Raw genomic sequence first — 12,292 nt, 5'->3', positions numbered from 1 at the left:
TTATTTATTCAGTACTTGACTGATAGAGTTTGAGATTAGTCCGAATTTATAAAACATATTCTATAATTATATTGATTTTTTTATCCACTGCGTATTGCGGGAGCTTTTTGAATTAATAAAAGACTGCCCCAGTATAGAGGCAGTCAATGTTTCCAATAAGAAAATAATGTTTTTTTATTAGTAATTAGTGTACTATTTTAATAAAGTTTTATTGAAAAAAGTATAAGCAAAATATTAATTAATATTAATAGAGAGTACACAATTACAGTTGCATTATTTTTTTTGAGTAAAAAGATATTTATAAACATTGAAAAACCTAAAAAAAGATAAGTCAAACTTCTGATATCTTCAAAATAGAATTTAAAAAACTTTTTTAAATTTTCCGAAAGATTTTGTATTGAATTACTATAAAAAATCCTTAAAAAAAATAATGACTATAGTTATTGAATGAATTAGTCTGATTTTCATATTATCTTCTATGTAAGATTTGTCCTCCATTTAAATATCTATGCGTAGATATATCATATATACTAATGTTGGTGTAACCACCTCCACTAGTTCCAATAATAACATTTACATTTACAGTGACACCCTTACTTTGGCCTGGATTACGGCTATGTATAAAAATTAAATAATATTGTATTTTGTTTAATGAATATTTTATTTTGCTGTTTCTTTATTGCTGTAAACTATCTATATGGTGAATTTTTTTAACTAAAAATCTATTCTATTAAATAAACTGGAATTAAAAATTATATTTTTTTATGAGCCAGTTATATAGAGAAAGGTTTCAACTTTAGAAAAAATCTCTACCTTTGTAACAATGAACCTCTTAAGATGGATACTGGCAATTTACTTCATAGCATTATCACTGATGCCATGTGAAGATACGTCCCATCCATTGAATACAGGCGATAATAAGATTGTATTAAGTATTAATGGTGTTCATTCTACAGAGAAAGGAGATATCTGTTCTCCCTTGTGTGTGTGCAGCTGTTGTCAGATGACAGTTTCAGCATTTAAAATGGATCCTTTATTAGAAATTCCGGAGCAGATTCCAGCTTATTTTTCAAAGAAGATCTTATTCCACAAAAACGACTTTGCTTACCAGATTTACGATCCTATCTGGCAGCCTCCTAAAATTTAATTTTTATTGACTTTTAGAAAGCGATGCTTTCTAATGCTTAATCGTGCTTGAAACTTTGCAATACCATTGCAGAGGTTTTCAGGATATTTTTGCAGCAGCATTGTATGCTGTGTGCATTCACTTTTCAATAAAAATTAAATACAAATCGTGTTAGATAAAATTATAAAATTCAGTATTAAAAACAAGGTGGTCATTGGTCTTATGACCTTAGTATGGATCATCTGGGGAGTTTGGAGTGCCACCAGGCTGCCCATAGATGCTGTACCGGATATTACCAATAACCAGGTACAGATCATTACTGTATGTCCTACATTGGCGGGACAGGAAGTGGAACAGTTGGTTACCTTTCCTATTGAACAGAGTATTGCCAATGTTCCCGATATTCAGGAAACAAGAAGTATTTCAAGATTCGGACTCTCTGTAATTACCGTGGTGTTCAAAGAAAATGTAGATGTGTACTTTGCCAGACAGCTCATTAATGAACAGCTGAAAAATGCAGTGGAAGAAATTCCAAAAGGAGTAGGAACTCCCGAGCTGGCTCCTGTAAGTACAGGTCTTGGAGAAGTATATCAGTATATTCTCCATCCTAAAAAAGGAAGCGAAAAGAAATACAATGCCAAAGAACTCCGCACCATGCAGGACTGGATCGTTCGCAGGCAGTTGAACGGAACACCGGGAGTGGCAGAGATCAACAGTTTTGGTGGAGAATTAAAACAATATGAAGTGGCTATAGATCCCAATCGACTAAAAGCCATGGGAACCAGTATTACCGAAATATTTACAGCCCTTGAAAAAAACAACCAGAATACGGGAGGAGCTTATATTGATAAAAAGCCTAATGCCTATTTCATCCGTGGAATCGGATTAGTATCCTCTCTTGAAGATATTAAAAACATTGCCGTTAAAAACGAAACTGGAAGCGTTCCAATTTTTATAAAAGATGTTGCCGATGTCCGTTTAGGAAGTGCTGTTCGTTACGGAGCATTGACGTATGACGGAAAAGTAGATGCTGTGGGTGGTGTTGTGATGATGTTAAAGGGAGCCAACAGTAATGAGGTGGTCAGCAATATCAAAGCAAAAATTCCTACTATCCAGAAATCTCTTCCGGATGATGTCGTGATTGAGCCATTCCTTGATAGAACAGATCTCGTAAGCAGAGCGATCAGTACTGTAGAAAAAAATCTGATGGAGGGAGCTTTAATCGTTATTTTCGTTCTCGTGGTTTTTCTTGGGAATTTAAGAGCAGGACTTATTGTTGCCTCAGCGATTCCGCTTTCCCTGTTATTTGCATTGGGAATGATGAATGTTTTCGGGGTAAGTGCCAACCTGATGAGTTTAGGAGCCATAGACTTTGGACTCATCGTAGACGGAGCGGTAATTATCGTCGAGGCCACGCTCCATCTGTTACACAATAAAAATAAAGGAATACTGACCCAGGTTCAGATGGATCAGGAAGTAGGAACTGCAGCTTCCAAAATGATGAATAGTGCCATATTCGGGCAGATTATCATCCTGATTGTGTATGTTCCGATCCTGACATTGGCCGGTGTGGAAGGGAAAATGTTTACACCAATGGCTAAGACGGTAGGTTTTGCCATCATTGGAGCAACCATATTATCGATTACCTATATTCCGATGATGAGCGCTTTATTTTTATCCAAAAAAATATCGCATAAAGAAACCTTCTCCGATAAAATGATGAACCGTCTGCAAAAGATATATCAGCCATTATTACAGAAAGCAATAAAATTAAAGTATATCATTGTTTCAGCAACCGCTGTAGTGTTCCTTATCTCTGCTTTTATCTTTAAAAATATGGGTGGTGAATTTATTCCTCAGCTGCAGGAAGGAGATTATGCATTTCACTGTATTTTACCGCAGGGAAGCTCATTGAGCCAGAGTATAGAAACCTCTATGCAGGCGTCAAGAATTATCAAACAGTTTGATGAGGTGAAAATGGTAGTCGGAAAAACCGGTTCTGCTGAGGTTCCTACAGACCCGATGCCGCCTGAAGCAACCGATATGATTGTGGTATTGAAACCGCAAAGCGAATGGAAAACCAAAAAATCTTATGACAAACTTGCTGATGAGATCAGTGAAAAACTAGAAACGATTCCAGGTGTGTTTTTTGAAAAAAACCAGCCTATTCAGATGCGTTTCAATGAACTGATGACTGGTATCAGGCAGGATGTTGCTGTGAAAATTTTCGGAGAAAACCTTGATTCCTTAGCTGTGTATGCAGATAAAGTTGGGAAAATAATTCAGACAGTGGACGGAGCCACAGCACCGCAGATTGAAAGAGTGAGTGGTCTTCCACAGATTAATGTTCAATATGACAGAACAAGAATCGCCAATTATGGATTGAATATCGAAGATGTCAACAATGCAGTAAGTACAGCCTTTGCCGGAAAAGCAGCCGGGCAGGTTTTTGAAAATGAAAGACGTTTTGATCTGGTAGTCCGTTTGGATAGTCTTCACAGAACTGATATCTCAGATGTAAATAACCTGATGATCACTTCCGGTACTGGAGCACAGATTCCATTGTCACAGGTAGCAAATATAAGCTACAAATTAGGACCTGCACAGATCAGCCGTGAGCAGGGAAAACGTAGGATTGTTATCGGATTTAATGTAAAAGACCGTGATGTAGAAAGTGTGGTGAAAGATATTCAGGCCAAACTGAATAAAGTGAAACTTCCTTCCGGATATTACTTTACGTATGGTGGACAGTTTGAAAACCTACAGGAAGCAAGCAAACGCCTGATGATTGCAGTTCCGGTATCATTACTGCTTATTTTTATGCTCTTGTATTTTACCTTCCGTTCATTCAAACAGGCTGCATTGATCTTTACAGCTATTCCTATGAGTGCCATTGGTGGTGTATTTGCGCTTTTAGTGAGAGATATGCCGTTCAGTATCAGTGCCGGGATCGGATTTATTGCTCTTTTTGGAGTGGCAGTACTGAACGGAATTGTTTTGATCGGAACATTCAATCAGTTAGAAAAAGAGGGTGAAACGGATATTCTGAAAAGAGTATTTGAAGGAACAAAAACCAGATTGAGACCGGTATTAATGACCGCAACAGTAGCTTCTTTAGGATTTTTACCAATGGCTATTTCTACAGGTGCGGGTGCCGAAGTGCAGAAACCTTTGGCAACGGTAGTGATTGGAGGTTTGGTGACAGCTACATTCCTTACATTATTTGTTTTGCCGATGTTATATATCATTTTTAACACAAAGATTTTGAAAAGAAAGAATAATAATACAGGAGCCATTACTGCAGTTCTTGTTTTAGGATTTATGATGATGGGGCAGACTTTTAAAGCACAGTCCAGACCAATTTCTGTAGAACAGGCGGTAGAACAGGCAGTGAATAATAATTTAACCCTGCAGTCAAAAGACTTAAGTATTAAATCCGCTGAAGCATTAAGACCAACCGCAAAAGAACTTCCCAAATTAGGGGTTACAGCTCAGCTTGGGCAATACAACAGCCCGAAGTTTGACCAGTCGTTTGCTATTTCACAGAGTATTCCTTTTCCAACACTTTTTAAAGCAAGAAAAGACTTAATCAATGAGAATATTAAAAGCAAGCAGATTGATAAGGAAGTTACAGCTAATGAACTGATAAAACAGGTTCGTACTTACTATTATCAGATTGAATATCTCCAGTATAATAAGGCACAACTGACCAGTCTGGATAAATATTATGAAGAGTTTATCAGAATTGCTACCGTAAGATTCAAAGCAGGTGATATCAAGAAAATAGAAATCAGTACTGCAGAAACCCAGAAAGGAGAAATTGATCTGCTGCTCAGACAGAATGAAGTTTATCTGAATAACGCTTATAAGAATTTAAAAACTTTGATGAACACCTCAGAAGATATTGAAGTTCCTTTTAATAAAGATTATGCTCCTTTAAAAGCGGAAAATGTACTCGACAGTTCTGTGGTAGCCAACAACCCATCTGTAAAAGCCTTTTACCAGGAAATGGAAATTGCTGAGAAAAATAAGAAGGTTGAAAAATCACTTGGTCTACCTGATTTCAGCTTAGGATATACCAATCAGTCTTTGATAGGCTTCCATACTGTTAACGGACAGGAAAATTTTTATAATTCAGGAAAACGTTTTCAATCGGCAACAGTAGGAGTAGCAATTCCTTTGACGTTTGGGGCTACAAAAGCAAGAATTCAGGCTTTGGAATATGACAGACAGGTTGCAGAAACCAATGCGAAAATGCAGCAGAAACAACTTTCAGCACAGTTGGACAATGCTTTTAGCCAGTACCAGCAGGATATTCAGCAGTATGATTATTACACAAGCCAGGCTTTGCCTAATGCTGATAAAATCGTAAAAGCAGCCCAGTTAGGATATAAAACAGGAGAAATTTCTTATGTGGAATATCTTTTTGCCCTCCAGACAGCTACTAATATTCAGTTGAAATACCTGGAATCTATCCAACAGGTGAACCAATCTGTAGTGACCATTAATTCAATCATTAATAAATAATATGAAAGTGCTGAAATACAATATCAGACAAAATACATTCTTAGATATGAAACTCAAATATAATATCATACCCTTTATCCTGATTTCACTAGTACTGACAAGTTGTGGAAAAAAAGAAACCGCAGAAGAAAAGGCTCCTGAAAAAACAGAGCAGAAAGAATCTGCACATGAAGAAGCTCCAGCGACGATAGCTTCACTTACAGAAGATCAGATGAAATCCGTAGGAGTTGCATTAGGAACAGTAGAAATGAAAGAACTGACCTCTACTATAAAAGCCAATGGTCTTCTCAGTGTTCCGAATAGTAATAAAGCGACCATTACTTCGCTGTACGGAGGAATTATCAAAACCATCAATATTCAGGTTGGAAGTATCGTGAAAAAAGGACAAGTTATTGCAACCATTGCCAATCCGGAATACATCCAGCTTCAGGAAGATTATCTGACCACAAACAGCAGAATCACCTATGCAGAACAGGAATACAGAAGGCAGAGAGAACTTTTTGATAATGATGCAGGAGCGAAGAAAAACCTTCAGAGTGCCGATGCTGAACTTAAAACATTAAGAACAAAAAGAGCTTCCCTGTTGAAACAGCTTCAGATGATGGGAATAAGTCCCGGGAAAGTAAACAATGGAAATATGAAATCCGGTCTGGTGATCACAGCACCTATCAGCGGAACGATCAGCAGTATTACAGCGCAGATCGGAAGCTATGTAGATATTTCTTCTCCCGTTGCCACAGTAATTGATAACGGTTCTATCCATCTCGATCTTCAGGTGTTTGAAAAAGATCTTCCTAAAATGAGAGTAGGGCAGATTGTTCATTTTAAACTGACCAACAATCCGGAAACCGAATACGACGCAAGAATTTACAGCATAGGATCTTCTTTTGAGAACGAAAGTAAAACCATCTCTATGCATTGTGAGGTAATTGGGAACAAGTCCGGACTGATCGATGGAATGAATATCACCGGAATTGTAAGCCTTGATAAAAGTACAACATCGGCAGTTCCTACAGAGGCTATTGTAGAAGCAGATGGTAAATACTACGTGTTTGTTCAGACTGATAAAAAAGTGGAAGAAGAACACGAAGAAAAAGGCAAACCACATCCGAAAACTTTAAACTTTGAAAAAATGGAAATAGTGAAAGGAACATCTGATATGGGATATACCGCAATAACTCCGGTAGGAAGTATTCCGGACAATGCAAAAATAGTAGTGAAAGGAGCATTCTTTGTCAATGCGAAACTGGTGAATTCAGGAGAGGATGAACATTAATGAAGGCATCGGAACCTGGAAAATGTCGATTTTTATCCTTACATTAGAGCTGTTTACGGAATTTTTATTGAATAAAAACGGCAGGAAAAAAGTAAAGAGTATCTCCCTGAATTTTTAATAAATCCTCTGATTATGTTACTAAACAAAAAAATATCAGTCTGGTATTTCATCCGTGAAATAAAAACCCAAATTCTGTTCATCGGAATATTTGCCATTGCCATTGGTCTTCTGGACGAATTGCCGTGGTTTCGTAAAATCTCACTGCCTTTGAATATTCCTGCATTGCTGGGAACAGCGGTATCATTGCTGTTGGCATTCCGGACTTCCCAGTCCTACGAAAGATGGTGGGAAGCCAGAACAGTCTGGGGAGCCATTGTCAATGATTCCAGAACTTTTGTGAGACTGATCATTCAGTTTATGCCTGCCGGAGATGATAAAACAATAAAGAATTTTGCCGAAAGGCAGATCATCTGGACCTATGCCCTTGGAGAATCGCTGAGAAAACTTCCGTTTTCTGAAAAAGTACAGCAATATCTCAATAAACATCAGATTAAAGGAGCCAATATTCCCAATGCTATTCTGGATGAACACTCAAAACAGTTGAAAGAAATTGCAGCTTCTAAAGGACTGACAGATTTCCAGCAGATGCAGCTGAACGACATCATCACAAGACTTTGCGACAGTATGGGAAAATGTGAAAGGTTGAAGAATACGGTTTTTCCGCGTTCCTATAGTGTTTTAGTACATATTCTGATCTATGTTTTTGCGGTCCTACTTCCGTTTGGGCTTGATGATTCACAGCTGCTGGTAGAAATTGCAATTACTTTCCTGGTTCCGGTGACTTTTATTGCGATTGAAAAAACATCCATCATTATGCAGGATCCTTTTGAAAATGGTCCTGTAGATACTCCGATGACTTCTCTGGCACAAACCATAGAAATCAATATCAGACAGATGATCGGTGAACAAAATGTTCCACCCAAAAAAGAAAATACATCTTATTTCGAAATGTAATTAAACCATACATACAATATGGAAAACACACCAACACAAACCGTTTCTGCAGGAAGCAGACATAAAAAAAGCTTACTGATCGTACTATGCCTTAGTGGAACTTATCTTATTGCTGAGGTTATTGGCGGAATCATGACCAATAGTCTTGCATTATTAGCCGATGCCGCTCATATGCTCACCGATGTGGTAGGATTATTGTTGGCATTTATAGCCATCAAAATTGGAGAAAGAAAAGCAGATCCTTCCAGAACATATGGATATTACCGTACTGAAATACTGGCAGCAGTAGTGAATGCTGTTGTTTTACTGGGGATTTCGATCTATGTTTTGTTTGAAGCTTATCAGAGGTTTCAGAATCCGCCGGAAGTACAAAGTAAATCAATGCTGATTGTAGCCGGAATCGGGTTGATTGTCAATATTGTCGGAATGATGATTTTGAGAAAAGACTCAGAAGGCAGCCTGAATATGAAAGGTGCTTATTTTGAAGTGCTTTCAGATATGCTTACTTCAGTAGGCGTAATGATTGCCGGAGTGATTATGCTGACAACCGGTTGGTACTATGCCGACCCGTTGATTTCGGCAGCAATCGGACTGTTGATCTTTCCAAGAACATGGAGGCTGTTGAAAGAAGCAATCAATGTTTTACTAGAAGGAACTCCAAAAGATGTTGATATCCATGAACTTCGTACATCTCTGGAAAAAACGCCCGGGGTAAAAAATGTTCATGATCTGCATGTATGGTCGCTGACATCCAGTGTGAATGCAATGAGTGCCCATGTTGTAAAGGAAACGGGATATTCTCAGAATCAATTATTAAAAACATTAACGGATACCACTGTTAATAACTTTAAGATCAGTCATACCACTTTTCAGATAGAGGAGGAAGGCTATGAAGAAAATGAAGTACATCTGTAAAAATTTAAAAGCATACAATGAAAAAAGATATAGAACACAAACTCATTGATAAAAATACCAAACCTACCAGTATGAGGATTCTGGTATATGATTTCTTAAGCTCTCAGGAAGCGGCTTTATCTCTTTCTGAAATAGAAAATCATTTTGACAATGCTGACAGGATTACCATCTACAGAACACTGAAAACCTTTGAGGAAAAAGGAATTGTTCACAGCATTCAGGAGAACACCACCACAAAATACAAATTATGCGAAGACGATTGTGATGAAAAAACACATAAAGACTGGCATCTGCATTTCTACTGTAAAATATGCAAACAAACTACCTGTAAGGAAGATATTTCCTTCCCTGAAAATATACAGACCAATTTCAGGATAGACGAAATAAGATTGTTTGCCAAAGGAATCTGCGAAAACTGTCTCGAAAGTTTGCAATAGCATTGCATCAGTCACATCTTTACATTTGTATAAAAATATCAGTTATGGAAAAATGCTGTAGTACAACCCCGGAAAAGCCCGATACAAAAGGGCACAAACATAACCATGCAGAAGGAGACGGCCATGACCATGATGGCCATGATCACTCTCACGACTCCGGAGATCAGACGGTCTTTCAGATGTTTCTTCCTGCCATTATATCTTTCGTCATTTTATTATTGGGAATCGCCTTTGATAACTATATAAAACCCGCATGGTTTACAGGCTGGGTACGTTTGGTATGGTTCCTGGCAGCTTACATTCCTGTAGGATTTCCCGTATTGAAAGATGCTTATAAAAGTATCATCAAGGGAGATGTATTCTCAGAATTCTTTTTGATGAGCATCGCCACTATCGGAGCTTTTGCCATCGGAGAATATCCGGAAGGCGTAGCAGTAATGCTTTTTTATGCCGTAGGAGAAGTGTTTCAGTCTATGGCGGTCACCAGAGCCAAAGGAAACATAAAAGCCCTATTGGATCAGCGTCCCGATGAGGTAACGGTAATGGAAAATAATCAGCCTAAAACAATAAAAGCTAAAGAAGCTAAAATTGGAGATATTATTCAGTTGAAACCTGGTGAAAAACTGGCGCTGGATGGAGAATTGCTTTCAGATTCAGCATCATTCAACACGGCTGCTTTAACTGGGGAAAGTAAACCTGACACCAAAAATAAAGGCGAAGCCGTTCTTGCAGGGATGATTAATATGAACAGTATTGCTTTGGTTAAAGTAAATACAGCCTATGAAGACAGTAAACTAAGTAAAATATTAGAACTGGTTCAGAATGCTACGGCTCAGAAAGCACCTACAGAATTATTCATCAGAAAATTTGCAAAAGTTTATACTCCTATCGTAGTATTTCTTGCCATAGGAATCTGTTTACTGCCCTATTTCTTTGTGAGCGATTATCAGTTCAGAGACTGGCTGTACAGAGCATTGATCTTCCTGGTAATTTCATGTCCTTGTGCCTTGGTAATCTCTATTCCGTTAGGATATTTCGGAGGAATTGGTGCCGCAAGCCGAAACGGGATCTTATTCAAAGGAAGTAATTTCCTGGACAGCATTGCAGAAATTCAGAATGTAGTGATGGATAAAACGGGAACGATGACAGAAGGGGTATTTAAAGTTCAGGAAGTAAGTATGAGCCCTGAATTTAATAAAGAGGAAATCCTGCAGATGGTGAATGTTCTCGAAAGTAAAAGTACCCACCCTGTCGCAACAGCTATTCACAATTATGTAGGAGATATTAATCACGCCATTCCTTTAGAAAATGTAGAAGAAATTGCCGGACACGGATTGAAAGCAACAATTAATGGTAAAGAACTTCTGGTAGGAAACTTTAAGCTGATGGATAAATTCAACATCAGCTATGAGATCAACCATGCCAACATCGTATATACTGTAATCGCAGTAGCTTATGATAAAAAGTTCGCAGGCTATATCACGATTGCAGACAGCATAAAAGAAGATGCCAAAGAAACCGTAGACAATTTGCATAAAATGAATGTAAAAGCCACCATGTTGAGCGGTGATAAAGGAACTGTAGTAAAATATGTAGCAGACCAGCTGGGAATTGACAATGCATTCGGAGATTTACTGCCTGAAGATAAAGTAAATAAGGTTAAAGAAATCAAAGCTAAAAACCAAACCGTAGCATTCGTAGGAGATGGAGTGAATGATGCGCCTGTAGTTGCTTTAAGTGACGTAGGAATTGCAATGGGAGGATTGGGAAGTGATGCTACTATTGAAACAGCAGATGTAGTCATTCAGGATGATAAACCAAGCAAAATCCCAATGGCGATCAACATCGGGAAACAAACGAAAAAGATAGTTTGGCAGAATATCATCCTTGCCTTCGCGGTAAAAGCTGTCGTTCTGGTGTTGGGAGCAGGAGGTTTGGCAACCATGTGGGAAGCTGTTTTTGCAGATGTAGGAGTAGCATTGCTGGCTATTTTAAATGCGGTGAGAATTCAAAGAATGAAATTTTAAGAAGCAAATAATAAACACAACTCAATTATATTCAATAAAAGCTCTGCTGAATTTCAGTGGGGCTTTTATTTTAAATTTTATCCGATAAAATCTTTGCGCCTTAAAACAGGAAGCACTAAAAAAAAAATTTGCGTCCTTGCGATTTCCAACAAAACAAAAAATATAAAAAAAGCTCTGCCAAAAAACATCAGCAAAGCTTTTATCAACAAGATTAAATTGTATATAAAGAACTAAATTTTTTATTTAGGTCTAAAGTCTTACTCAAAGTTCGGGATAAAATTATTCCGGTGACAGGCACAGTTTTGTGTTTTTTATAGGTAACAGTAGATAGGCATAATGACATTCATCATAAATCTGTTATAAAACAATTTTGAAGTAGTATATTTGTAACAGAGAACAAATCGTTGAGGTTATTCATTTCCATATTCATCATTTTTACCGTTGCAATACGCCCCGTTTTGCCATTGGTGAATTATGCTGTGAACTATGATTATATTGTGAAAAACCTGTGTGAGAACAGGAATATACCACAATCAACCTGTAAAGGAAAATGCTATGTGGAAAAAGAACTGGCAAAAACAGAAAAACAGTCCAATAGCTCTCAAACGATAAAGATTGCAGGATTAGATGTTTTTATTTCTCATGATATTCTTTCCTTCTCCTCTCAACTGAACTCAGAGCTGCTTACTGAGGTTTCGGATTCAAGCTATTTCAATTCTCACTCTTCAGAATACTTTTCCAGGATATTTCATCCTCCTTTAGCTTAATTATTCCTGTAAACTATGTTTTTAGTTTATAGAGCAGAAGTTTTAAAGCTATTACAATTAAGTTGTTAAAGGCATCCCAAACAATTAAATGAATACTAAACATCTGAATTCTTATCAAAAATTCTGTATGTGAGAATGGTGGTTCATTAATTGGAAATCTGGGTTTGTTTCTAACTTTATTTAACATTATTAATTTCAATTTA

Annotated in this window: 8 protein-coding genes; all 8 read left to right on the top strand. The window is 37.4% G+C overall.

Annotated elements, in window-relative coordinates; genetic code table 11:
* Nucleotides 1-823: 823 nt before the first annotated feature.
* The 8 genes from FN817_RS06035 to FN817_RS06000 all read left to right on the top strand — a co-directional run bounded on the left by FN817_RS06035 (nucleotide 824) and on the right by FN817_RS06000 (nucleotide 12,089).
* Nucleotides 824-1,147 (top strand): DUF6660 family protein, encoded by a 324-nt coding sequence (locus tag FN817_RS06035; protein ID WP_142717156.1) that lies wholly within the window; start codon nucleotides 824-826, stop codon nucleotides 1,145-1,147.
* A gap of 147 nt (nucleotides 1,148-1,294) precedes the next feature.
* Nucleotides 1,295-5,653, top strand: coding sequence for a CusA/CzcA family heavy metal efflux RND transporter (locus FN817_RS06030; protein WP_142717155.1), 4,359 nt, complete (start codon nucleotides 1,295-1,297; stop codon nucleotides 5,651-5,653).
* Between the two features lie 46 nt (nucleotides 5,654-5,699).
* Nucleotides 5,700-6,929: an efflux RND transporter periplasmic adaptor subunit gene (locus FN817_RS06025; protein ID WP_142717154.1), complete on the top strand. Its 1,230-nt coding sequence runs from the start codon at nucleotides 5,700-5,702 to the stop codon at nucleotides 6,927-6,929.
* Nucleotides 6,930-7,061: 132 nt separating this feature from the next.
* Nucleotides 7,062-7,943 carry a bestrophin family protein gene (locus FN817_RS06020; RefSeq protein ID WP_142717153.1) on the top strand — a complete coding sequence of 294 codons (882 nt, stop codon included), beginning with the start codon at nucleotides 7,062-7,064 and terminating at the stop codon, nucleotides 7,941-7,943.
* Nucleotides 7,944-7,961: 18 nt separating this feature from the next.
* On the top strand, nucleotides 7,962-8,858 hold the full coding sequence (locus FN817_RS06015; protein ID WP_142717152.1) for a cation diffusion facilitator family transporter: 897 nt from the start codon (nucleotides 7,962-7,964) through the stop codon (nucleotides 8,856-8,858).
* Between the two features lie 17 nt (nucleotides 8,859-8,875).
* The gene (locus FN817_RS06010; RefSeq protein WP_002983024.1) at nucleotides 8,876-9,295 is read left to right on the top strand and encodes a Fur family transcriptional regulator; all 420 of its coding nucleotides are present in this window, start codon (nucleotides 8,876-8,878) and stop codon (nucleotides 9,293-9,295) included.
* A 44-nt stretch (nucleotides 9,296-9,339) separates the two neighbouring features.
* Nucleotides 9,340-11,322 (top strand): heavy metal translocating P-type ATPase, encoded by a 1,983-nt coding sequence (locus tag FN817_RS06005; RefSeq protein ID WP_142717151.1) that lies wholly within the window; start codon nucleotides 9,340-9,342, stop codon nucleotides 11,320-11,322.
* A 404-nt stretch (nucleotides 11,323-11,726) separates the two neighbouring features.
* The gene (locus tag FN817_RS06000; protein WP_142717150.1) at nucleotides 11,727-12,089 is read left to right on the top strand and encodes a hypothetical protein; all 363 of its coding nucleotides are present in this window, start codon (nucleotides 11,727-11,729) and stop codon (nucleotides 12,087-12,089) included.
* Nucleotides 12,090-12,292: the final 203 nt, after the last annotated feature.

The organism is Chryseobacterium rhizoplanae, from assembly GCF_900182655.1.
Lineage (GTDB): Bacteria > Bacteroidota > Bacteroidia > Flavobacteriales > Weeksellaceae > Chryseobacterium > Chryseobacterium rhizoplanae.
Note: the sequence above shows the minus strand (reverse complement) of the source record. Positions and strands in the feature narration are given on the sequence as shown.